Origin of the sequence: Nocardia sp. NPDC057353, from assembly GCF_042667085.1 — a bacterium.
Lineage (GTDB): Bacteria > Actinomycetota > Actinomycetes > Mycobacteriales > Mycobacteriaceae > Nocardia.
Genome location: NZ_JBHVAK010000028.1, coordinates 57,793 through 80,612, shown reverse-complemented (window position 1 = coordinate 80,612; position 22,820 = coordinate 57,793). Strand labels below are relative to the sequence as shown.

General features: G+C 74.1%; 15 protein-coding genes. 9 read left to right on the top strand and 6 right to left on the bottom strand.

The genetic code is table 11. The features are described from left to right. Positions 1–50: 50 nt before the first annotated feature. The 5 genes from ACFUUZ_RS16890 to ACFUUZ_RS16870 form a co-directional block, all read right to left on the bottom strand. On the bottom strand, positions 51–1,382 hold the full coding sequence (locus ACFUUZ_RS16890) for a S1 family peptidase (protein ID WP_378697063.1): 1,332 nt from the start codon (positions 1,380–1,382) through the stop codon (positions 51–53). Between the two features lie 111 nt (positions 1,383–1,493). Next, positions 1,494–2,849 carry a S1 family peptidase gene (locus ACFUUZ_RS16885; protein ID WP_378697061.1) on the bottom strand — a complete coding sequence of 452 codons (1,356 nt, stop codon included), beginning with the start codon at positions 2,847–2,849 and terminating at the stop codon, positions 1,494–1,496. Positions 2,850–3,045: 196 nt separating this feature from the next. Then, entirely contained in the window at positions 3,046–4,194 is a 1,149-nt protein-coding gene (locus ACFUUZ_RS16880; RefSeq protein ID WP_378697059.1) for a hypothetical protein, read from the bottom strand. Positions 4,195–4,244: 50 nt separating this feature from the next. Next, on the bottom strand, positions 4,245–6,983 hold the full coding sequence (locus ACFUUZ_RS16875) for a LuxR C-terminal-related transcriptional regulator (RefSeq protein WP_378697057.1): 2,739 nt from the start codon (positions 6,981–6,983) through the stop codon (positions 4,245–4,247). Then, positions 6,976–8,736 (bottom strand): Hsp70 family protein, encoded by a 1,761-nt coding sequence (locus ACFUUZ_RS16870; protein WP_378697055.1) that lies wholly within the window; start codon positions 8,734–8,736, stop codon positions 6,976–6,978. Before ACFUUZ_RS16870 ends, ACFUUZ_RS16875 begins: the two co-directional genes overlap by 8 nt. A 288-nt stretch (positions 8,737–9,024) precedes the next feature. On the opposite strand from ACFUUZ_RS16870, the gene ACFUUZ_RS16865 reads away from it, so the two are divergent. From ACFUUZ_RS16865 to ACFUUZ_RS16855, 3 genes are all read left to right on the top strand, one after another. After that, positions 9,025–12,102 carry an IniB N-terminal domain-containing protein gene (locus tag ACFUUZ_RS16865; protein ID WP_378697053.1) on the top strand — a complete coding sequence of 1,026 codons (3,078 nt, stop codon included), beginning with the start codon at positions 9,025–9,027 and terminating at the stop codon, positions 12,100–12,102. A gap of 80 nt (positions 12,103–12,182) precedes the next feature. Further along, the gene (locus tag ACFUUZ_RS16860; protein ID WP_378697051.1) at positions 12,183–14,036 is read left to right on the top strand and encodes a dynamin family protein; all 1,854 of its coding nucleotides are present in this window, start codon (positions 12,183–12,185) and stop codon (positions 14,034–14,036) included. Between the two features lie 4 nt (positions 14,037–14,040). Further along, positions 14,041–15,558 carry a dynamin family protein gene (locus ACFUUZ_RS16855; RefSeq protein WP_378697049.1) on the top strand — a complete coding sequence of 506 codons (1,518 nt, stop codon included), beginning with the start codon at positions 14,041–14,043 and terminating at the stop codon, positions 15,556–15,558. A 129-nt stretch (positions 15,559–15,687) separates the two neighbouring features. On the opposite strand, the gene ACFUUZ_RS16850 is transcribed toward ACFUUZ_RS16855, so the two are convergent. Continuing rightward, positions 15,688–16,320, bottom strand: a complete 633-nt coding sequence (locus tag ACFUUZ_RS16850; protein WP_378697047.1) for a maleylpyruvate isomerase family mycothiol-dependent enzyme — start codon at positions 16,318–16,320, stop codon at positions 15,688–15,690. Between the two features lie 105 nt (positions 16,321–16,425). Here ACFUUZ_RS16850 and ACFUUZ_RS16845 point away from each other — a divergent pair, with 105 nt between their 5' ends. The 6 genes from ACFUUZ_RS16845 (at position 16,426) to ACFUUZ_RS16820 (ending at position 22,819) form a co-directional block, all read left to right on the top strand. After that, positions 16,426–17,061, top strand: coding sequence for an endonuclease (locus ACFUUZ_RS16845; protein WP_378697045.1), 636 nt, complete (start codon positions 16,426–16,428; stop codon positions 17,059–17,061). A 148-nt stretch (positions 17,062–17,209) separates the two neighbouring features. Beyond that, positions 17,210–19,057: a molecular chaperone DnaK gene (gene dnaK, locus ACFUUZ_RS16840; protein ID WP_378697043.1), complete on the top strand. Its 1,848-nt coding sequence runs from the start codon at positions 17,210–17,212 to the stop codon at positions 19,055–19,057. Beyond that, on the top strand, positions 19,054–19,737 hold the full coding sequence (grpE, locus tag ACFUUZ_RS16835; protein WP_378697041.1) for a nucleotide exchange factor GrpE: 684 nt from the start codon (positions 19,054–19,056) through the stop codon (positions 19,735–19,737). The genes dnaK and grpE overlap by 4 nt, the downstream gene beginning before the upstream one ends. Positions 19,738–19,761: 24 nt before the next feature. Then, a complete protein-coding gene (gene dnaJ / locus ACFUUZ_RS16830) occupies positions 19,762–20,931 on the top strand; it encodes a molecular chaperone DnaJ (protein WP_378697039.1) in 1,170 nt (389 codons plus the stop codon). After that, positions 20,931–21,335, top strand: coding sequence for a heat shock protein transcriptional repressor HspR (locus ACFUUZ_RS16825; RefSeq protein ID WP_378697037.1), 405 nt, complete (start codon positions 20,931–20,933; stop codon positions 21,333–21,335). The genes dnaJ and ACFUUZ_RS16825 overlap by 1 nt, the downstream gene beginning before the upstream one ends. Before the next feature lie 314 nt (positions 21,336–21,649). Then, on the top strand, positions 21,650–22,819 hold the full coding sequence (locus ACFUUZ_RS16820) for a globin domain-containing protein (protein WP_378697035.1): 1,170 nt from the start codon (positions 21,650–21,652) through the stop codon (positions 22,817–22,819). Position 22,820 lies beyond the last annotated feature (1 nt).

Below are 22,820 nucleotides of genomic sequence, written 5' to 3'. Positions count from 1 at the left end.
GGCCGGGAGCGCAACCGCTCCCGGCCTTCTCGGCTACTGCCCGGTAACTACTAGCCGGTACGAACCCGGAGCCCGGGGTTGTCGGAGAGCACCACGCTCACCGGCTGCGCGAAGAGCTGCGGCACATTGCCGGTCAGCGCGCCGATCAGGTTGGGGATGGCACAGACCGGGTAGTCGGCGACCGACGAGGCGCTGGAGATGCCGAGCGCCATCCGGCCGGAGACCAGCGGGCCGCCGGAGTCGCCGGGGAGCGCGCAGATGGTGGCGGAGAAGCTCTGGGTGAGCTCCCGGTCGCCGACCTGGACGGTCTGGTCGATCGCGTTCACCACGCCGCAGCTGAAGCCGGTGCGCGAGCCGGACTTGCAGACCGGGGCGCCGACGACCGGGCTGGCCACGCCGTCGATGGCGATCGGGGCGGCATTGCCCGCCCGCACGGTGTTGTTCTCGAAGCGCGCGGCCACCTGGTCGTTCACCCGGATGATCGAGTAGTCCTGGTTGCCGAGGACCGACTTCTGGAAGCTGCCGAGCTGTGCGCCGAGCCGGTCGGGGCCCGCCATCTCGTAGACGCCCGCCGCATTGCCGGTGCCCGCCGACGGGATGTCGGGGTTGCAGTGGCCCGCGCTGATGTTGACGACGTTGCCGTTGCGGTCGGTGCCGTTGAACCCGAGCGAGCAGCGCAGCGAGGTGTCGCCTGCGACCGAGGCGTAGCCGTCACCGGCGGCCAGCGGGCCACCGGGGTTCGCCTCGGCGATCGCGCCCGCCTGCAGCTGCGCCTGCTCCCCCGCGATCGGCGGGGCCATGACGATCACCCGGGAGGGGTCGACGAAGCTCGGCATCGGCAGCCCGGCCTGGTCGACCCGGACGGCGATGCTGTTGTTCACGGTGTCGATGACGACGCCGCGCACCAGGTTCGCGATCTCGGCGGGCTGGCCCTCCAGCCAGCGCTCGAAGGCGCTCTTCTCGCCGCGCAGCGCCGCCTCGCTCTTGGCGACGTTGCGCACCTCGAACCCGGCGGACTCGGCGGCCTGCCTTGCCTCGTCGGCGCCGGGGCCCTGGGAGAGCGCGACCACCGCGCGGCCCGCGTCGTCCAGCCACGCGCCGCCGAACACCTGCGGGAACTGCCGCTGGGCATTGGTGGCGAAGGCCGCGACCTGCTGCGCCACGTCGGCGCGGTTCAGGTACTCGTCCGCGGAGATCTTCAGATCGCGCTGCACGGCGGCGATCAGATCGGCGGGCAGCTCGGCTGCGGGCGCCGGGTCGGCGGTGGCGACTGCCGCGGTGGGGCCGAACAGCAGCACCGCCGCCGAGGCCGCGATCACGGTCTTTCGGAATGTGCCGGAGCGGGCGGCGGGCCGCCTGCGGCCGTTGCGTGGCAGAAGCATGCCCAGACTATATGGTGTGCGGTCCGCTATCACTACTCGTCCCCTGTGCTGCGTGGCTACGATTCGGGCAGATCCGGCGCGTGTCGGCGGTCACCGACGGGTTGCCGGGTTTCAGCTGGTGACCGGCTTGGTCCGGACGGTGATCCCGGAGCCCGCGCCACCGCCGGAGGCGGCGTCGATCTCGGCCAGGATGGGCCGGATCGGAATGCCGAGGGTCGCGGTGCCGCCGTACTGCGCGAGCGCCACGTTGGCCTCGTTGCAGTTCGGTGCGTCGGCCGCGTTCGACCCGCTGGTGATGCCGAGGGCGAGCGTGCCGGAGACGATCGCGCCGCCGCTGTCGCCGCCGAGGGTGCAGGCGGAGCTGGCGAAGCCGCGGATGGTCCGGCTCTCCCCCTCCGCGGTGAAGAGCTGGGTCTCCACCCGGTCCGCGACGACGAAGCCGCAGGTGAAGGTGGAGGACTGGCCCGACTTGCAGATCGGCGCGCCGGTGATCGGGTCGCCGATGCCGGTGATGTTCAGGGTGGTGCCATTGGAGCCGCGCACCGACGGCTGGTCCATGCCGAGCCCGACCGCGCGCTCGTTCAGCTCGATCAGCGAGAAGTCGAGGCCGCTGGCGCCGCCCAGGTTGGCCTGCACGAAGGTGCCGAGCTCCGGGCTGTTCGGGATGTCCCTGACGTTCGGCTGGTAGACGGTGGCGCGCTGGTCGCCCTGGTCCAGCTTGGGGTCGCAGTGGCCCGCGCTGATGTTCAGCGCCCGGCCCGCGGCGTCCACGCTGTTGAAGCCGAACGAGCAGACGTCGACGCCCTGCAGGTTCTCGTCCTGCAGCGACAGCGTCGAGGTGATGTAGGTGTCGCCCGCCATCGGCCTGCGCTCCACCGGCCCGCCGCCGCCGGGGGTCAGGATGACCTTCACGTTGGCGATCAGCGTCGGCAGGTTCAGCATGTGCCCGGTGGGGGTGTTGGCGACGCTGACCACCAGCTGGCTGTTCAGGAAGTCGACCGCGACCGACTGGATGGCCTGCGCGACCTCCTTCGGCAGCGTGTCGACGAACTGGCCGAACTGCTGCAGCGCGCCCTCCAGGCCGTCGGCGTTCACCGGCGCCAGCCGGGTCTGGTAGCCGTCGGCGGTGGCGATCTGCGCGGCCTCGGGGGAGGTCACCGCGACCACCGGGTTGCCGTCCTGGCCGATCCAGGCGCCCGCGAAGTCGGCGGGGCGCTCGGCGCGGAAGTCACTGGCGTAGGTGCGCAGCTGCTGGGCGCGGGCGGCGCGGTCCAGGTACTCGACGGGGGTCATCTGCAGGTCGCGGGCGATCGCCTGGACCAGCTCGGCGGGGAGCGCGTCGGCGGCGAGCTGCTCCGGCGCCGCGGAGGCGGCCCCGGAGCAGAGCAGGGGAGCGAGGATAACGGTCGTCGCGGCGGCGATGCCTGCTGCCCTGACCGCGGCGCGACGCGCCACCGGCTTGCTCATGAAGTCCCTTCGTCGGCACCGACGTGCCAGCCATCAGTGGGAACAGCAAGCCGTACCCATCAGGAAATGCTCATCCACGGACCGCCCGCACGCGGAAAGTCCGGTCAGCGCAACACTCTAGGGCACGAACGCGAATCGGTCGTGGGCAATCGTGGACCGGAATGTTCCGGGTACGAGAACCGGGCGGTCGGACCGTTCACGGGCTACCCGGCAGACTGAAGGTCGTGAAATAGGGCGGGTACGTCGGCGGCCACGGCTGCTGCCACGGGGCCCGCGGCGGCGTGGTCCGCCGCGTGGTGGTCGCCGTCGCGCTCGGCGCCGTCGTCGTGGTGACCTCGCTGGTCGGCGGGGGTGGCGGCGGTGGCTCGGGCGTCGGCTCCGGCTCGGTGGTGGTCGTGGTGATCACCACCGGCGGGGCGGTGCTGACCGGCAGTTCGGGCAGCGGCGGCGGCGCCGTGGTCGAGGTGACCGGCGGCAGCGACGATTGGGCATCCGGCAGCGGCGGCACCTTCGGCTCCCCCGACTCGCGGAAGAACAGCGCCACCCCGATCCCGCCGAGCACCGTGCCGAGCGCGACCGCGGCGGCGATCAGCAGCACGATCCGGTTCGGGCGGCGGGCGGGCGCGGCGGGCGGCACGGTGGTGGGGGCGGCCGTCGCGGCCTGCGGCTCCTCCGGCTCGGTGGGGACCACCCCGGCGGCGGGCATGGCGGCCGAGTACGCCTGCGGCTGCGCGCCGCCGTCCACGCTCGGGATGACGTCGGTGACCTCGAGCGCGTGCACCGGCGGCTCGGACGGGTCCGGCGGGGTGGTGCCCGCCGGGGTGGCGAGCACCGCGGCCAGCGCCGAGCGGGCCGCGTGGTGGGCGAGCGTCCGGCCGCGGTCGAGACCTGCGGCGGGCGGCAGGTCGGCCTCGTCGACCAGCACCACCGAGCGCAGCCCCAGGTAGTCGAGCGCCTCGCGGAGTCCTTGGACGTGCTCGGGGGGCCAGCTGTTGGGGTGCGTCGCGTAGAACTCGGCCGGGCCCACCAGGTACTCGGCGGAGAGGTTGATCAGGCAGAACAGCGCGGTCGCGACCAGATCCTCGGCCCGGTACGCCTCGCCGTCGTCCACCGTGACCCCGTTCGGGTCGCCGATGGCGCCGACGAAGTGCCGGATGGAGTGCGTGTAGCCGTCCGGCGGCTCGCCGCCGAGCGCGGCGTCGCCGTCGTCCGACATGTGCAGCACACAGGTTCGGACGATGTAGTGCGGCTCGCCCGCCGGGAGATCCCCCTCCGCCCCGCTGTCGGTCGCGATCGCCGCGACGCACTCGTCGTCGGCAATGCGCAGGCCCACACCAGTGGCCATCCTGTTTACCTCGCTTCGACGTCCACCCGGACAGGTTTCCCGACCAGGCGTCACACCAGCAGCGAGCCGTGTCCCATGGCGCGGAGCATCGACAATAACTCCGAACGCGAGCCCGCACCGATTCGACGCCGGATCCGGGCGACGTGGTGCTCCACCGTCTTCGCCGAGATGTAGAGCCGCGCGCCGATCTCCCGGTAGGTCAGGCCGAGCAGCACCAGCTCCGCGACCTCGCGCTCGCGCTCGCTGAGCACGGCCGCCGGGTCGGCGCCCGGCACCGGGTTCGCGCTCGCGTCGGTGCGCGGTCGCGGTGCGGTGTCGGCGGGGCGCGCCTCCGTGCGGACCGTGCGGGCCAGCTTGAGCAGGGTGGTCGCCGCGGCGGGGTCGGCCGCGGCGAGCGCGGCCTCGCTGGCCAGCCGGGCGGCATCCCAGGTGAGGCCGGCCGCGGCCAGCTGCGCCACCGCGTTCTGCACCGTTGGCGCGGACACCTCGCCGCGCAGCACCAGCACCCAGGTGCGGCCCGCCTGCGCGAGTACGGCGGCGTGCCGGTCGCCCGCCTCGGCGGCGGCCCTGAGCTGTCCGGCGTGCGGCAGCAGGTCCTCAGGGCGCTCCTGCGCCAGCGCGGCCTGCACGCCGTACCAGTGGAAGGCATTGGCCCAGGCGGGCGGCTCGCCGAGCCTGCGGAGCACGCCGTACCCCGCGGCCACCAGCGGCGCGATCCGGCGTTCGTCGCGCAGCCGGAGCCCGGCCAGCCAGAGCTCGCCGATCGGCAGCAGCGTCAGCAGGTCGGCGTCGACCTCGTCGAAGAGCGGCACCGCGGCCTCCCAGGCCAGGGTGAGCGCGGTGTGGTCGCCGGAGCGGCGGGCCAGCCCGACCGCGGCGCCGTGCGCGAGCAGCCGGTCGCGCGGCTCCATAGCGGCGTGGTCGAAGGCGGCGACCCGGTCGGCCGCGGTGCGCTCGTCGCCGCCGAGCATGGCCGCCCAGGCCGCGAGCACGCCGAGCTGCGGGCTCGCATTGCCGTCGGCCTCGGCCCGGCGCAGCGCGTCGATGGCCCGCCGGGGTTCGCCGATGCCGAGGCAGAGCAGCACCGCGATGCCGGTCGCGGCGCAGGGCAGCAGCCGCTCGGTGGCGGCGGCCGCGTGCGCGACCCCGATCAGCCCGGAGACCGCGGCGGCGGTGCCCGCCTCGCCGTCCTCCAGCAGCGCTATCCGGCCCCGGCCCGCGGGGGCGGGGCGCGGGGTCACGGTGCGGGCCAGCGCCTCGACGACCCGCCGCGCGTGCGCGTTCGCCTCGGTCGGCGGCCACTGCACCGCGGAGGCGGCCATGGTGGCGGCGCCCGCCGCGTCACCGGCGAGGTACTGCACCGCCGCGCCGACGGCCCAGTCCGCGCCGGCGCGGTGCGGGCCGAGCCAGCTGTAGAGCTGTGCCGCCCGCGCGGTGCGGCCGCGCCGGACCAGCACGGTCGCGCAGATCCGCACGGCGGTGGCGAGCGCGGGGGCGGTGCCCGCCTGGTCGAGCTGGCCCAGCCGGGCCAGCACCGGCTCGGCCAGCCGCAGCGCGGTCTCGCCGTCGCCCGCGCGCAGCGCGGCCTCGGCCCACGGCAGCGCGATCGAATCCGGGTCGGCGCCCGCGGCCACCGCCGCGCGGTAGTAGCGCACCGCCTCGGCGCCCGCCTTCTCGGCGGCCTGGCACAGGAACTCGGCCAGCCTGGCGTCCCTGACCCCGGACTCGGCGAGCAGCAGCGCGGTGTGGTCGCGCAGCAGCCCGGCGTCCAGCCGCGCGGAGAGCAGCCTGCGCTGCACCGCGACGAAGCGGCGGTCGCCGAGCAGCGTGCGCAGCGGCGCGATGGCCGGGTCGAGCAGCAGGTCGGCGTCGGTGACCAGCGCGCTGGCCCGAGCCCGGTCGATCAGCGCGTCGGCGGTGTCGGCGGCGACGCCGAGCACATCGACGAGCTCGCTGGAGTCGAGCCCGGTGCCGGTGGTTGCCACCGCGAGCGTCTCCAGCAGGTCCGGCTCGACCGCGCCGAGCAGGCTGCGCGCCCACTGCGTGACGGCCGCGTCGACGGTGGCGATCCCGGCGTCCAGCCGGGCCGAGCTGGCCGCGGCGAGCGCCGCGACGACGCCGCCCCGGTTCCCCCCGGTGAGCTGGTGGATGTGCTGGGCCACCGAGCGCGGCACCACCATCCCGAGCTCGCGGGCGAACGGGACGATCTCGGCCGCGCCGAGCGCGCGCAGCTCCACCACCCGTCCGCGCCGGGCGACGGTGTCGGCGAGCCTGCGCAGCCGCTGGTCGTGCGGGCGCGGCTGCGCCGCGATCACCACGGTGCGCTGCCCGGCGTCGATCGCCCGGCACAGCGCCAGCAGCTCGGCGTCGCCGAGGGTGTGCGCGTTGTCGATCACCAGCGCGGCCTCGCGCGGCGGGCCGTGCTGCGGCCGGGCGGCGCCGACCACGGCGGGTGAGCCGGGGCGGCGCGGCGGGAGCGGCTGCCTGCCCGGCACCCGGACGGCAGGGCGGCCCGGCGCCGGAACCCGGTTCGGGGCAGGCGCGGCGGCGGTCCTGGCCGGGGCTGGCCTGCCCGCGGGTCGGACCGGCTGCGCGGGGCTGCCGGTGACGGTGTCCCTGGTCGGGATGCCCGCGGCGCGCAGCTGGGCCCTGATGGCGGCGAGCAGCGTGGACTTGCCGGTGCCGGAGCGGCCGCGGACCAGGTACACCGTCGGCTCGGGCGACCCCGCCTCGAGCTCGCGGAGGATCTCGCGGGCGATCGGGAGGGTGTCGAAGGCAGCGTCAGCCACCGGAGCCTCCGAGCGTCTCGTCCAGGGTGTTCTCGAGTGCGGTGCCCGCCCGGTCGCCGAGCCGCTCGACGGGGCCGAGGATGTTCGGCAGCGTCGGCGGGGAGATCACCACGGTCTGCGGGGGTGCGCCGCCGCCGGTCGGCGGGTTGGGGGTGGAGCCGCCGCCGTTCGACGGGGCCGGAGCGGGGTTCGGCGCGGCCGGGGCCGGAGCCGGGGCGGGTGCAGGTGCGGGGGCCTGCGGCTGGGCCGGGTCGGCGGCGGCCGGGGCGGGGCTGCCCGCCTGGGTCGGCTGCGCGTTCGGTGCCGCGACGGTGCCGGGGGCCGCGGGGCTGCCGCCCGCGTCGGCGATGGTGCCCGGTGCCGCGGTCACCGGCGCGCCGGTGGCGTCCACCGGGAGGGCGCCGGGCCCGGCGGGTGCGGTGGCGGCCTCGGTGACCGCCGTTCCGGTCGGGCTCTGCGCGGGCGGGGCGGAATCGCCTGCGAAGGTGCCGGTGCCGAGCGCGAGCGTTCCGGTGGCGAGCACGGCCAGTGCCGTCACCGCGCCCGCCACGATGCCCGCCCGCTGCCGCCCGGTGAACCGGCCGCGCGGTTGCGGCGGTTCCGGTAGTTCGGGTAGCAGCGCCGGGATGGCGGTGGTCGCGGCGTCGTCGGCCGGGGGCTCGGCGGCGACCGCGGGGGCGTTCCGCACCGTCGCGCTCGCCAGGTCGGTGGCGAGCAGCGCCGCGCCGCGGGCGGCGGCGTTCTCCGGGTCGCCCGCGGCCAGCACCTGCACCCCGAACTCGGAGGAGAGCACCTCGGTGACCAGCGGAATCGCACCGCCACCGCCGGTGAGCACGACCTGGCGGACGTCGCCGAGGTCGACGCGGGCCCGGTGCAGCGCGGTGCGGACCAGCTCGGCGGAGGTCAGCAGCGGGGCGCGCAGCAGGTCCTCGAGCTCGCCGCGGACCAGCCGGATCCGCTGCGGCCCCGCGGCGGGGTCCAGCCGGACCTCGACGACCGTGGCGGTGTCCGCGGAAAGGACTTCCTTCGCTTTCCGGCACCGCTCCCGCAGCGCCGACAATTCCTGCTCCACCACCGGGTCGAAGGGGTCGAAATCGTTTTCACCCATGGCATTTGCCAGCACGTAACGCATGGTGAGCAGATCGAATTCGGCGCCTGCCACCTCGGTGCTGCGGACCGGGGCGGCGAGCAGCCCGGACTGCGCGCCGGTGCGCAGCACCGAGACGGTGAGGCCGGTGGCGCCGAGGTCGTAGACGACCACCGCGCCGTCCTCGCGCGCGGTGCGGGGGGTGTCGAGCAGCCGCAGCACGGCGGCGGGCTCCGGGACCAGGGTGACGTCGCCGAGGCCCGCTCGCTCCAGCGCGTCGCGCTGCGCCTCGACGGTGTGGCTCGACCACCAGGCGGGGTGGCAGGCGACGGTCACCGGCTCGGACCAGCCCGCAGCCTCCTCGATCAGGCAGGCCACCGCGGTGGCGACGAGATCCTCCGCGACGTGCTCGGATCCGTCCTCGGCGAGGATCGCGACCGGGTCGCCGACCCGGGCCAGGAAGCCCTCGAGCACGGTGTCGCCGGAGTGCCTGCCGCCCGGCCGCGCGGCGCTGCCGAAGGCGGGCGCGGCGTCCGCCGCCAGCCGCAGCACGCTGGGATGCGCGGTCACCCTGGCGGATTCACCATCGCGATCGTCGGCGGCGGTGGCCGCGACGGCCGACCGGTACGCACCGACGGTGATGCCGAGCGCCAGACGCTGTGTCATTCGAGAACCCCGTTCGAGAACTGTCGGTCCGATGTGTCGCTGTCCTACTGCGTGCGGCCGCGGCGATGCGCCCGGCGCACCAGCTGTGTCGGTTGCTGGGGGAGAGCCGTTACCGATTCCGGGCAGGTTCGGGGAAATTCCCCTAATACGCTTCGAACCCCTAACGAAATTGCCCCCGCGGCATTGGGGGTGCGCCCCGTTTCGCGTAACGCCGCGCGCTCCTAGCGTGAAAGTCATTCCGACTGCAGCGGGCCGCTCGGCCCCGCCGAAACCAGGAGACGATCCCTCATGACCCCGAACGCCATTCTCGAGTTCATCCTCGACCTGCTGCGTGATCGTGAAGCCGCGGTGGGGTACTGCAACAACCCGACCGGGGCGCTGGCCGCGGCCGGGCTCTCCGACGTCACCCCCGAGGACATCGCCGCCGTCGCGCCGATGGTCGCGGAGTCCGCGTTCGTCGCGGGCGGGTCGCAGCTGTCGTCCATCGTCGCCGTCGGGGCGCAGGCAGCTGCCGCTGCGGTGATCGGTGCGGCCGGGTCGGCGGCGGTCGGGGCTGCTACCGATATCGGGCTCGGGCTCGGGGGGAATGTCGACACCGATATCGACCTGGGGCTCGGCGGGGGTGTGAACACCGATATCGATCTGGGGCTCGGTGGGGGCGTCGATACGGATATCGATCTCGGGCTGGGCGGGGCCGTGGATGCGGGAGTGGATCTCGCCGCCGGGCTCGGTGGTGCGCTGAACGGGGCTGTCGACGTAGCGGCGGGGTTGGGTGCGGGTTTGGGTGGTGCCGTGGACGCCGCGGCCGGCTTGGGTGCGGGTTTGGGTGCGGGTCTCGGTGGCGCTGTGGATGCCGCGGCCGGGTTGGGTGCGGGGATCGGGGCCGGGTTGGGCGGTGCCGTTGACGCGGCCGCTGGTCTCGGGGCCGGGCTCGGCGGCGCCGTCGGCGGGGTAGTTGATGCGGCCGCCGGTCTCGGCGCTGGTCTGGGGGGCGCGGTGGACGCCGCCGCCGGTCTCGGTGCCGGTCTGGGTGGCGCCGTTGGCGGTGTGGTCGATGCGGCCGCCGGTCTCGGTGCGGGTCTGGGTGGTGCGGTGGATGCCGCCGCCGGCGTGGGCGCCGGCCTCGGCGGAGCCCTGGACGGTGTGGTCGATGCGGCCGCAGGCGTCGGCGCCGGCCTCGGCGGCGCGCTGGACGGTGTCGCGGGCGTCGGCGCGGGTCTGGGCGCCGGTCTCGGCGGTGCCGTCGACGCGGCTGCCGGCCTGGGTGGTGCCGTCGGTGGCGCGGTGGACGCGGCCGCCGGTGCGGGTGGCGCTGTCGGCGGTGCCGTCGACGCGGCCGCAGGTCTCGGCGGTGCTCTCGGTGGCGCTGTCGACGCCGCCGCGGGCCTCGGTGCCGGTCTCGGCGGTGCGGTGGATGCGGCCGCGGGCCTCGGCGCGGGCCTGGGCGGCGCGCTCGACGGAACCGTGGACGCCGCGGCGGGTCTCGGTGCGGGCTTGGGCGGCGCGGTCGACGGTGCTGCCGGCGTAGGCGCGGGCCTGGGCGCCGCGCTCGATGGTGTCGCGGGCATCGGCGCAGGTCTGGGCGGCGCTGTGGGTGGCGCAGTGGACGGTGCCGCCGGCGCGGGCGCGGGTCTCGGTGGCGCGCTCGATGGTGTCGCGGGTGTCGGGGCGGGCTTGGGTGGCGCTGTCGACGCTGCCGCAGGCCTCGGCGCCGGTGTCGGTGGCGCGCTCGACGGTGCGGTGGACGGTGCCGCCGGCGTCGGTGCGGGCGTGGGTGGCGTCGTGGATGCTGCCGCAGGCCTCGGTGCGGGCTTGGGTGGTGCGGTGGATGCTGCCGCTGGTCTCGGTGCGGGTCTGGGTGGTGCAGTCGACGGTGCCGCCGGGGTCGGTGCCGGTCTGGGTGGCGCTGTCGGTGGCGGGGTGGAGGGCGCGGCCGGTGTCGGCGCGGGCCTCGGTGGCGTCGTGGACGCGGCCGCCGGCCTCGGCGGCACCCTCGACGGAGCGGTCGACGCGGCCGCCGGTCTCGGTGCGGGCCTGGGTGGTGCCGTCGACGGTGCCGCCGGTCTCGGCGCGGGCGTTGGCGGCGCGGTGGACGCGGCCGCGGGTCTCGGTGCCGATCTGACCGGCGCGGTGGACGCGGCTGCCGACCTCGGCGGAACGCTGGACGGCGCGCTGACCACCGCTGCCGGTCTCGGCAGCGACCTGAGTGCGGGCCTCGACGGCGCGCTGAACGCCGGTGCGCAGGCGGGCGCAGGTCTGGAGACGGGGCTGGCCAGCACCGTCGGCGGCGTACTCGCCGCGGGTGGCGAGACCGCCGCGGGCCTCGAGACCGGGCTCTCCGACGTCACGGGCGGCGTGGTCACCGGCCTGGACGGTGCGCTCGATGGCACCGCCAGCCTCGGCGGTGAGCTGGCAGGCAACCTGGAAACCGGCCTCGGCGGCGCCGTCGAGGGTGCGGCGGGCCTGGGTGGCCAGGTCGGTGCGGGCCTGGGTGGCGCGGTCGACGGGACCGCGGGCCTGGGCGGCCAGCTCGCCGCAGGGCTGGAGTCCGGTCTGGGTGGCGCGGTCGACGGGACCGCGGGCCTGGGCGGCCAGCTCGCCGCAGGGCTGGAGTCCGGTCTGGGTGGCGCGGTCGACGGAACCGCCGGCCTCGGTGGCCAGCTCGCCGCAGGTCTCGAGTCCGGCCTCGGCGGTGCGGTGGATGGGACCGCCGGTCTCGGTGGCCAGCTTGCCGGTGGCTTGGAGTCCGGTCTGGGCGGTGCGGTCGACGGAACCGCCGGTCTGGGTGGCCAGCTCACCTCCGGTTTGGAAACCGGTCTGGGCGGTGCGGTCGAAGGGGCCGCGGGCTTGGGCGGTCAGCTCACCGGCGGCCTGGAGTCCGGCCTGGGCGGCGCGGTCGACGGCACCGCGGGCCTCGGCGGCCAGCTCACCTCCGACCTCGGCGCGGGCGCCGACCTCGGCTCCGGCCTGGAGACCGGCCTCGGCGGCGCCCTCACCGGCGCCACCGACCTCGGCGGCTCCGTGACCGGCGCCGTCGGCGGCGCCACCGACGTGGGCGGCACCCTCGACTCCGGCCTCACCGGCGCGGCGGAAGCGGGCGGCACCCTCGGCTCCACCCTGCAGTCCGGCGGCAGCGCGGCGGGCGAACTCGGCGGCTCGCTGACCGGCGCAGCCTCCTCGGCGAGCAGCACCTGGCAGTCGGTCGACGTCAGCTCCGCCTTCGGCGAGACCTCCTTCACCGGCGGCGGCACCGGCACCACCTCCGGCGAAACCTCGCTGACCGGCGAGAGCTCCCTGTTCGGCAGCTCGCAGAGCGGCAGCGGCGCGCACTTCGACACCGACACGGACCAGGGCCTGTTCCACTGACCCCTGCGCTCCGGCGATGATCCCCGGGCTGCCCGTCCACACCGGACGGGCAGCCCGTCCGCGCGAAGAAAGGCGACCCGATGACCGCTCCACCGGCGAACGCCCCCGCCGTCCCGCTGCTCACGGTGCTCACCGAGACCATCGGCGCGGCGCGCTCCGCGAACCGCTCCGACCTGGTCGCCCGGCTGGAGGCCGCGGCGGAGCGGGTGCGCGACCCGCGCCGCCGGATCGTGGTCGCGGGCCAACTCGGCCAGGGCAAGAGCCGGTTCGTGAACGCCCTGCTCGACCTGGAGCTCTGCCCGGTCGGCGACGGCGCGGTCACCACGCTCCCGATGCTGCTCGCGCACGGCCCCGAGCTCCGCGCCGAGCTGGTGCTCGCGGGCACCGAGGCGGGCGCGCCCGAGGTCAGGGTGGCGATCCCGCCCGACGCCGTGGCAGGCATCGACCCGCGCACCCCGCTGGCGGAGGGCCGCCGGGTGCTGCGGCTGGAGCTGCACGCCCCGAACCCGCTGCTCGCCGACGGCATCGTGCTGGTCGACACCCCTGGCGTCGGCGGCTCCGGCCCCGGCGCGGCGACGGTGCTCGGCATGGTCCCGACCGCCGACGCGGTGCTCGTCCTCTCCGACGCCTCCACCGAGCTCACCGAGCCCGAGCTCACCTTCCTGCGCCAGGTCCGCGAGCTCTGCCCGACGGTCGCGCTGCTGCTCACCAAGACCGACCTCTACCCGCACTGGCGCCGCGTGCACGAGGCGAACGCGGGCCACCTCGACCGGGCCCGGCTGGACCTGCCGACCATCGCGGTCTCCGCGCTGCTGCGCGAGCACGCCATGCGCACCCAGGACCGCCAACTGGGGCTGGAGTCCGGCTTCGGCGACCTCTACCAGTTCCTGCGCGACCAGGTCGTCGCCCGAGACCAGGCCGCCGTCCGCGCCGGAGTCGCCCGCGACATCGCCGCCGCCGCCGAACATCTCGCGCTCGCGCTGGGCAGCGAGCTGGTCGCCCTGCGCGACCCGGACAGGGGCGCAGCCGCGCTGCAGGAGCTGCGCACCGCCAAGGCCGCCGCCGAGGAGCTGCACCGCCGCACCGCGGCCTGGCAGCAGACGCTCGGCGACGGCATCACCGACCTGGCGGGCGACACCGACCACGACCTGCGCGAACGGCTGCGCGCGATCGCCCGCGACGGCGAGGAGTGGATCGACGACCACGACCCGGGCAGGCACTGGGAGCGGATCGCGGACTGGCTCGGGCTGAGCGTGGACAGCGCGCTCGGCGACAACCTGCTCTTCACCCACGAGCGCGCGGCCCGGCTGGCCGAGCGGGTCGCCGAGCACTTCGCCGAGCTGGGCGCGGTCGACCTGCCGGACGTGCGCGGCGCGCTCGAATCCGGCGACAGCCGCGCGGGTTCCGGCACCCTCGCCGACCTGGAGAAGGACATCGGCTTCGGCAGCAAACTGCTGGTCGGCATGCGCGGTTCGTACGGCGGCGTGCTGATGGTCGGGTTGGCGAGCACCTTCGCCGGGCTCGCCATGCTGAACCCGATCTCGCTCGGCGCCGGTGTCCTGGTGGGCGGCAAGGCCTTCCGCGACGACAAGCAGGCTCGGCTGGCGCGCCGCCGGAGCGAGGCCAAGACGGCGGTGCGGCGCTTCGTCGACGACGTCGCCTTCCAGGCGGGCAAGGAGTCCAAGGACCGGCTGCACCGCATCCACCGCGCGCTGCGCGACCACTACACCGGGGTGGCCGAGCGCGCGCTGCGCTCCCTGGAGGACTCGCTGCGCGCCACCCAGGACGCCGCCTCCGTCGAGTCCACCCGCAGGGCCGAGCGCTGCGCAGAGCTGGAGCGGCAGCTGCGGGTCGTCGCCGAACTGCGCAGGCACGCCGTCGCCATGGCACCGACGGATGCCCCGCAACTGCCGGGCAATCCGCCGGTACGGTAACCGGATGACATCGGGAACCACCCGCGGCGCGGTCGGGCTCGTACCGGAGGCGCAGGCGCTGATCGAGACCGCGCGCCGCGCCTTCGCCAGGGACGCGCGGCCGCGCGCGCTGCTCGGCGACTGCGCGCACCGGCTGGAGCAGCCGCTGCGGGTCGCGCTCGCCGGTTCCATCAAGGCCGGGAAGTCGACGCTGCTGAACGCGCTGGTCGGGCAGGACATCGCGCCCACCGACGCGACCGAGTGCACCCGGGTCGTCACCTGGTACCGCAATGGCCAGACGCCGAGCGTCACCGCGCTGGCGGCGGACGGCGACCACGCCAACGTGGTGGTGCGCCGGGCGGGCGGCGCGCACGGCCTCACCTTCGACCTGGACGGATTGCGCTGGCAGAGCGGGCATCCGCGGGATGTCGACCACCTCGAGGTGGAGTGGCCCGCCGCGACGCTGGCCGCCACCACCATCATCGACACCCCCGGCACCTCCTCGCTCTCCCGCGAGGTCTCCCGGCGCACCGCGCGGCTGCTCACCCCGGACGACGACACCGCCGTCTCGGTGCCCGGCGCCGACGCCGTGGTCTACCTGCTGCGCAGGCTGGACGATGCCGATGTGCGCTTCCTGGAGCGGGTCGGCGCTGGCACCGCGGACGGCACCGGGCCGCTCGGCGTGATCGGCGTGGTCTCCAGGGCGGACGAGATCGGCGCGGGCGGGCTGGACGCGCTGCACTCCGCGCGCGATGTCGCCGCGCGCTTCGCGGGCGAGTTGGAGCGGACCGGGCTGTGCCAGGCTGTGATCCCGGTGGCCGGGCTGCTCGCCTTTGCCGCCGCCACGCTGCGGCAGCAGGAGTACGCCGCCTTCGAGGCGCTGGCCGGGGTGCCGACCGGGAAGTTGAGCGCCGCGCTGCTCTCCGCGGATCGCTTCGCCCGCCCCGACATCGCGCTGCCGGTCCCGCCGGAGCTGCGCTTCCGGATCGCGGAGCGCTTCGGGCTCTTCGGGATCCGGATGGCGGTGACGCTGATCCGGCTCGGCATCCGTGACTCCGCCGCGCTCGCCGCCGAACTCACCGCGCGCAGCGGCGTCGACGAGCTGCGCGCCGTGCTCGACGTGCAGTTCGGCCAGCGCGCCGACCAGCTCAAGGCGCACTCCGCGCTGACCGCGCTGGACCGGGTGCTGCGCGGTTACCCCGGCACCGAGGCCGACCGGCTGCTGCCCAGGGTCCGCACCCTGCTCGCCGACGTGCACGGCTTCGCCGAACTCCGCCTGCTCGGCAGGCTGCGCACCGACGAACTCCCGCTCCCCGCGGCCGACCTCGCCGAGCTGCACCGCCTCATCGGCGGCGCGGGCATCGCCCCGCACCTGCGCCTCGGCCTCCCGCCGAACGCCGCCCCCGACGCGCTCCGCGGCGCCGCCGTCGAGGCGGTCCGCAAGTGGCGCGCCAGGGCCAGGCACCCCCTGGCCGACCAGGTCACCAGCGCCGCCTGCCTGACCGCGGCCCGCAGCGCCGAGGGCGCGCTGACCCTGCTCTGACGGCAGGAAGCCGCCGCGCGGCGCCGCGGGATCGGCTTCCGCCGCATGCCCGCGGCCGATTGCGCACGCCGCAGGATGCGGGCTTCCGCCATAGGCCCGCGACCGATCGTGCACCGAGCCCGCGGGGATTCAGAGCGCCGCCGCCACCCGCTGCACCCCCGAGCCGGTCATGCCGACCAACCCCGCCGTCCGCCCGCTGGCGACCAGCAGCAGGTCGCAGGCGGTGCCGCGGAGTTCGTCCGGCCCGTCCCCGCCGGTCCAGTCGCCGTCGGTGGCGATCAGCCTGACGCCGCGCAGCCGCTTGCGCGCGCCCCAGAAGACGCTGGTCCGCACGTGGTCGAGCGCGGCGAGCGTCGGCTCGAGCGGCACGGCGTGCGCGCGGCCGAGCGGGCGGGCGATGTCCTGGCTGTGCACGAGGAAGTCGGCGAGCGGGTCGAGCGGCCCGGCGCCGGGGGCGCGGCGCGGGGAGGCGGCGTCCGCCCGCAGCTGCGCGACCAGCTCGGCGGGGGTGAAGAGCGCCGCCCGCTCCCTCGCCTGCGCCGCCGTCATCCGGTCGAAGTCGAAGCGGGCGCGCACCGCCGCGCGCAGGGCGCCGCGCAGCGTGTCCCGGGTGGAGAGCGTGAGGTGCGCGGCCAGCTCGTGCACGGTCCACGCCGGGCACAGCGACCGCACCTGCCACTCGGCGGGTTCCAGGGTCTCCAGCAGCCCGGCCACCGCCAGCCGCACCTCCTCGGTCCACCCCATGATCACGGCGCGCTGCATCCGATCCTCCTCGTCGTCGTCTCGGCAGTGCCGACGGCCCGGCCCGCCGAAATTGATCGGTCGGCGACCGGGTACGCCCCCGGTGACCCCGAGAGGAGGGCGACCATGAGCCGACGAGACGTCGTGCAGGCGCTGCTGGAGAAGGCGGGCGGCACCTTCGCCGCGCAGGCCGGGATCACGCTCGACGACAAACCCGCGCCGCTGTTCCGCCTGCTGATGCTGACCGACCTGCTGAGCGCGCCGATCTCCGCCGACCTCGCCATCGGCGCCGCCCGCGAGCTGGTGCACAGCGGCTTCGGCACCCCGCGCAAGGTGGCCGACGCCGGGTGGCAGGAGCTCGTCGACGCGCTCGGCCGCGGCCACTACCGCCGCTACGACGAGAGCACCGCGACCAGGCTCGGCGAGAACGCGCACACCGTGCTCGACCGCTACCACGGTGACCTGCGCGAACTGGCCGAGCAGGCGCACGGCGACCGCGAGCGCGCGGCCGAGCTGCTCCGCGAGTTCAAGGGCATCGGCCCCACCGGCGCCGCCATCTTCCTGCGCGAGGTGCAGGATGTCTGGCCGTGGGCAGGCCCCTACTTCGACGACCGCGCGCAGCAGGGCGCGACCGCCATCGGCCTGCCCGCGGACGAGCGAGCACTCGCCGAGCTCGCCCCGCGTGGCCGCCGGGCCGAGCTGGCCGCCGCGCTGGTCCGGGTGACCCTGGACGACCAGCTCGCCGCCGCGATCCGGGAATAGATCGCGCACACCCCCGGTTGGCACTATTCGACAAGGTTGAGTCGGTCAAGCTCAAGTTTCGGTTGACGCCCGTCGAAGTTGGGTGCAGGATTGAGCCGACCACGCTCAGCGTTACACAGCTTGGTACGCCAACAAGGAGGAAACAACCATGGCTCGTGCGGTCGGAATCGACCTCGGGACCACGAACTCGGTAGTCGCCGTGCTCGAAGGCGGTGAGCCGGTCGTCGTCGCGAACTCGGAGGGATCGCGGACCACCCCGTCCATCGTCGCGTTCGCGAAGAACGGTGAGGTGCTGGTCGGCCAGCCGGCCAAGAACCAGGCCGTCACCAACGTCGACCGCACCATTCGTTCCGTCAAGCGCCACATCGGCACCGACTGGAACGTCGAGATCGACGGCAAGAACTACACCCCGCAGGAGATCAGCGCGCGCACGCTGATGAAGCTGAAGCGCGACGCCGAGGCCTACCTGGGCGAGGAGATCGCGGACGCGGTCATCACCGTCCCCGCGTACTTCGAGGACGCCCAGCGCCAGGCCACCAAGGAAGCCGGCCAGATCGCCGGGCTGAACGTGCTGCGCATCGTCAACGAGCCCACCGCGGCCGCGCTCGCCTACGGCCTGGACAAGGGCCAGACCGAGCAGACCATCCTGGTCTTCGACCTCGGCGGCGGCACCTTCGACGTCTCGCTGCTGGAGATCGGCGAGGGCGTCGTCGAGGTCCGCGCCACCTCCGGCGACAACCACCTCGGTGGTGACGACTGGGATCAGCGCGTCGTGGACTGGCTGGTCGAGAAGTTCAAGAGCAGCGCGGGCATCGACCTGACCAAGGACAAGATGGCCATGCAGCGGCTGCGCGAGGCCGCGGAGAAGGCGAAGATCGAGCTCAGCTCCTCGCAGAGCACCTCGATCAACCTGCCCTACATCACGGTCGACGCGGACAAGAACCCGCTCTTCCTGGACGAGCAGCTGAGCCGCTCCGAGTTCCAGCGGATCACCAGCGATCTGCTGGACCGCACTCGCGCGCCGTTCCAGCAGGTCGTGAAGGACGCCGGGGTCAAGGTCGCCGATATCGACCACGTGGTGCTGGTCGGCGGCTCCACCCGGATGCCCGCGGTCACCGATCTGGTCCGCGAGCTGACCGGCGGCAAGGAGCCCAACAAGGGCGTGAACCCGGATGAGGTCGTCGCCGTCGGCGCCGCGCTGCAGGCCGGTGTGCTCAAGGGCGAGGTCAAGGATGTCCTGCTGCTCGATGTCACCCCGCTGTCGCTGGGCATCGAGACCAAGGGCGGCGTGATGACCAAGCTCATCGAGCGCAACACCACCATCCCGACCAAGCGTTCGGAGACCTTCACCACCGCCGACGACAACCAGCCGTCGGTGCAGATCCAGGTGTTCCAGGGTGAGCGCGAGATCGCCTCGCACAACAAGCTGCTCGGCTCCTTCGAGCTGACCGGCATCCCGCCGGCCCCGCGCGGCGTGCCGCAGATCGAGGTGACCTTCGACATCGATGCCAACGGCATCGTGCACGTCACCGCGAAGGACAAGGGCACCGGCAAGGAGAACACGATCAAGATCCAGGACGGCTCCGGCCTGTCCAAGGAGGAGATCGACCGGATGGTCCGCGACGCCGAGGCGCACGCCGCCGAGGACAAGGCGCGGCGCGAGGAGGCGGAGACCCGCAACCAGGCCGAGTCGCTGGTGCACCAGACCGAGAAGTTCATCAAGGACAACGAGGACAAGGTGCCCGCGGACGTCAAGTCCAAGGTCGAGGCGGCCATCGCCGAGGCGAACGAGGCGCTCAAGGGCACCGACATCGCCGCCGTGAAGGCCGCGGTGGAGAAGCTCGCCACCGAGTCGCAGGCGCTGGGCCAGGCGATCTACGAGTCCTCGGCCGCCGAGGGCGCCGCCGGTGACGGCCAGCCCCAGCAGGGCCAGGCCGACGACCAGGTCGTCGATGCCGAGGTCGTGGACGAGCCGGTCGACACGGAGAAGAAGTGAGCTCGGAGCAGCAGGAACCGGTCACCTTCGTCGACAAGCGCAAGATCGATCCGGAGTCCGGCGAGGTGCGGGAGCCCGACAAGGATCCCGCCGCCGAACCGGCCACCGGAACCGGCGAGACGAACGGCAACGGCTCCGACCCCGCGGCGGAAGCCCCCGCCGCGGGCAAGGAGGCCGAGCTGACCGCGGACCTGCAGCGGCTCACCGCCGAGTACGCCAACTACCGGCGCCGGGTCGAGCGCGACCGCAAGGCCGCCACCGACTCGGCCAAGGCCGCCGTCGTCACCGAGCTGCTCGGCGTGCTGGACGACCTGGACCGGGCGCGCGCGCACGGCGACCTGGAGTCCGGCCCGCTGAAGTCGGTCGCCGACAAGCTCGCCGAGGCGCTGCGCAAGCAGGGCCTGGAGGAGTTCGGCGCGGTGGGCGAGCCCTTCGACCCGACGCTGCACGAGGCCGTGCAGCACGAGGGCGACGGCGCCGACCCGGTGCTCGGCCTGGTCATGCGCAAGGGCTACCGCTTCGGCGAGCGGGTGCTGCGGCACGCGCTCGTCGGAGTGACCGACGCGGCGCCGGAAGACACGGCAGAATCGGGTGAGAAGACCGGTGACGCAGCGGCTTCCGAGACCGGCGAGAACGCGGCGGCATCGGGAGCAGCTGATGCCGAGAAGAACGAACAATAGAAGCGCGAGAGGAGGAGATGCTCGGTGAGCCAGCGGGAGTGGATCGAAAAGGACTTCTACAAGGAGCTGGGCGTCTCCGCCGGCGCGACGCAGGACGAGATCAAGAAGGCCTACCGCAAGCTGGCCAGGGACAACCACCCCGACGCCAAGCCGGGTGACACCAGGGCCGAGGAGCGGTTCAAGGCGGTCAGCGAGGCGCACGCCGTGCTCTCCGACCCGGCCAAGCGCCGGGAGTACGACGAGACCAGGAAGCTCTTCGGGAGCGGTGGTTTCGGCCGCGGCGGCTTCCAGCCTGGCACCGGTGGCGGGTTCTCCCAGAACATCGACTTCGGTGACATCTTCGGCGGCGGCGCGGCCGGTGCGGGCGACGGCGGGCTCGGCGACCTGCTCGGCGGGCTCTTCAACCGCGGCGGCGGCCCGCGCGGTGCGGCAGGCAGGCCGCGCCGCGGTGCCGACGTCGAGACCGAGACCACCCTCGGCTTCCGCGAGGCGGCCCAGGGCGTCACGGTCCCGCTGCGGATGACCAGCCCGGCGCCCTGCACCACCTGCCACGGCAGCGGCGCCAAGCCGGGCACCAGCCCGCGCACCTGCCCGAACTGCAACGGCGCGGGCGTGGTCAGCCGGAACCAGGGCGCGTTCGGGTTCAGCGAACCCTGCGACGAGTGCCGTGGCACCGGCTCGCTGATCGACGACCCGTGCGTCGACTGTCGCGGCACCGGGGTGCAGAACCGGACCCGCACGATCACCGTGCGGATCCCGCCCGGTGTCGGCGACGGCCAGCGCATCCGGCTGGCCGGGCAGGGCGAGGCCGGGCTGCGCGGCGCGCCCTCGGGCGACCTGTTCGTCACCGTGCACGTCAGCCAGGACAAGGTCTTCGGCCGCAACGGCGACGACCTCACCCTGGTGCTGCCGGTGAGCTACGCGGAGCTGGTGCTCGGGACCACGGTCTCGGTGCCGACGCTGGACGGCCGGGTCGGGGTCAAGGTGCCGCCGGGCACCGCCGACGGCCGGATCCTCCGGGTGCGCGGCCGCGGCGTCCCGAAGCGCAGCGGCGGCGCGGGCGACCTGCTGGTCACCGTGAAGGTCGCGGTGCCGCCGAAGCTGGACGACAACGCCGTCCAGGCGTTGCAGCGGTACCAGGAGGCCGAGCGGGCCAGTGGCTTCGATCCTCGTGCGGGATGGGCAGGTGCGTGATGTCCGACGATCCGAAGAAGATGTCCAAGGCGGCGCGGGCCGAGTTCTTCATGATCTCGGTCGCGGCCCAGCTGGCCGGTATGCATGCGCAGACCCTGCGCACGTACGACCGGCTCGGGTTGGTCACGCCGCAGCGGACGTCCGGCGGCGGGCGGCGCTACTCGGCCAGGGACGTGGAGCTGCTGCGCGAGGTGCAGCGGCTCTCCCAGGACGAGGGCGTCAACCTCGCCGGTATCAAGCGGATCATCGAATTGACCAACCAGGTCGAGGAATTGCGCGAACAGGTCGCCGAGCTCTCGGCGGAGGTGGAGCGCCTGCGGGCGGGCTACCGGCCGGATCTGGCGCCCCAGCAACGCAGTACCGCGCTGGTGGTCTGGCAGCCGCGCAATAGACACGCGCGGTAGCCGCGAGCGAATTGCGGAATTCGCCAGCAAATCAACAGCCCTCGACGGCGCCCCGGCTCTCGGAGCCGGGCCCGTCGAGGGCTCTTGGCATTTCGGCCCTATTGAGCCGTGCTCAGCCCGGATTCGCCCAGCTACACAATCTTACGGTCGGTTTATTGCGAATTATGAACAGGCCATCCAGTTTTTTATGAAATAAGCACGTGATATTCCAGCGCATCGCTCCCGTGCTGGCAAACTTCCCCTAGACTCGATTTCAACGGCTGCCGACAAGTGTTCCCCGGTAGAGTTCGAGTCGAAATGGGGTAGTGACGCACATGGATTCGCGGACCGTCGCGCTGGTCAGGACGACGTTCAAGGCGGTTGCCGCGGAAGAGGGGGGCCGAGAGGCGCTCGCGCGGACTTTCTACGCGATCTTGTTCACCGATTACCCGCAGATCCGCGATTTCTTCCCGGCCGCCATGGACGCCCAGCGCGACCGCCTGGTGCAGGCCATCACCTACGCCCTCGACAAGCTGGACGAGCCGGAGAAACTGCAGCCGTTCCTGGCCCAGCTCGGCCGCGACCACCGCAAGTACGGGGTCCGGCCGGAGCACTACGTCGCCGTCGGCTACTCCATGAAGAAGGCGCTGCGCCAGTACACCGGCACCGAGCTGTGGACCGACGAGGTCGAGCAGGCCTGGGACGCGGGGCTGGAGGCCATCGCGACCACCATGATCGGCGCGGCCGCCAAGGAGACGACGCCGTCGGCCTGGCGCGGGGTGGTGGTGGAGCGCCGCGAGGTGCTGCGCAACCTCGCCGTGGTCCGGGTGCAGCTGGACCAGCCCATGCAGTACGCGGCGGGGCAGTACCTGAGCGTGCAGATCCCGTCCCGGCCGCGGATGTGGCGCTACCTCTCGCCCGCGGTGCCGCCGAACGCGAGCGGCGAGGTGGAGTTCCACGTGCGCGGGGTCTCCGGCGGCTGGGTCAGCCCGGCCATCGTGACCAATACCGCGGTCGGCGACCAGTGGCTGCTCGGCTCCCCGCTCGGCGGGCTCGGGCTGCCGCGCAACACCAAGCGCGCCATGCTCATGGTGGCCTGCGGCACCGGGCTGGCCCCGCTGCGCGCCCAGCTCATGGCGATGGCGCAGCGCCGGACCAACCCGAAGGTGCACCTCTTCGTCGGCGGGCACCACCCGTGCGACCTCTACGACCTGGAGACGCTGAGCCAGCTGGCGGTGGTGAACAAGTGGCTCACCGTCACCCCGATCGCCGAGAGCGACGAGAACCCCTGGTGGTACGAGGGGCCGACCGACCCGGAGCGCGACCTGCCCGGGCTGGAGCCGCGGCTCACCGGCCAGGTGGGCAAGGTGGTGGCCGCCTACGCCCCGTGGGCCGACCGGGACGTGCAGATCGCCGGGCCGCCCTCGATGGTGCAGACCAGCAAGTTCCGGCTGATGGCCGCGGGTACCCCGGCCGACCACATCCGGCACGACCCGCTCTTCTGAG

Bases quoted from the DNA above. Each gene is read 5' to 3' on its own strand.
- ACFUUZ_RS16890 (WP_378697063.1), bottom strand. From the start codon at position 1,382: ATGCTTCTGCCACGCAACGGCCGCAGGCGGCCCGCCGCCCGCTCCGGC.
- ACFUUZ_RS16885 (WP_378697061.1), bottom strand. From the start codon at position 2,849: ATGAGCAAGCCGGTGGCGCGTCGCGCCGCGGTCAGGGCAGCAGGCATC.
- ACFUUZ_RS16880 (WP_378697059.1), bottom strand. From the start codon at position 4,194: ATGGCCACTGGTGTGGGCCTGCGCATTGCCGACGACGAGTGCGTCGCG.
- ACFUUZ_RS16870 (WP_378697055.1), bottom strand. From the start codon at position 8,736: ATGACACAGCGTCTGGCGCTCGGCATCACCGTCGGTGCGTACCGGTCG.
- ACFUUZ_RS16865 (WP_378697053.1), top strand. From the start codon at position 9,025: ATGACCCCGAACGCCATTCTCGAGTTCATCCTCGACCTGCTGCGTGAT.
- ACFUUZ_RS16860 (WP_378697051.1), top strand. From the start codon at position 12,183: ATGACCGCTCCACCGGCGAACGCCCCCGCCGTCCCGCTGCTCACGGTG.
- ACFUUZ_RS16855 (WP_378697049.1), top strand. From the start codon at position 14,041: ATGACATCGGGAACCACCCGCGGCGCGGTCGGGCTCGTACCGGAGGCG.
- ACFUUZ_RS16850 (WP_378697047.1), bottom strand. From the start codon at position 16,320: ATGCAGCGCGCCGTGATCATGGGGTGGACCGAGGAGGTGCGGCTGGCG.
- ACFUUZ_RS16845 (WP_378697045.1), top strand. From the start codon at position 16,426: ATGAGCCGACGAGACGTCGTGCAGGCGCTGCTGGAGAAGGCGGGCGGC.
- dnaK (WP_378697043.1), top strand. From the start codon at position 17,210: ATGGCTCGTGCGGTCGGAATCGACCTCGGGACCACGAACTCGGTAGTC.
- ACFUUZ_RS16825 (WP_378697037.1), top strand. From the start codon at position 20,931: ATGTCCGACGATCCGAAGAAGATGTCCAAGGCGGCGCGGGCCGAGTTC.
- ACFUUZ_RS16820 (WP_378697035.1), top strand. From the start codon at position 21,650: ATGGATTCGCGGACCGTCGCGCTGGTCAGGACGACGTTCAAGGCGGTT.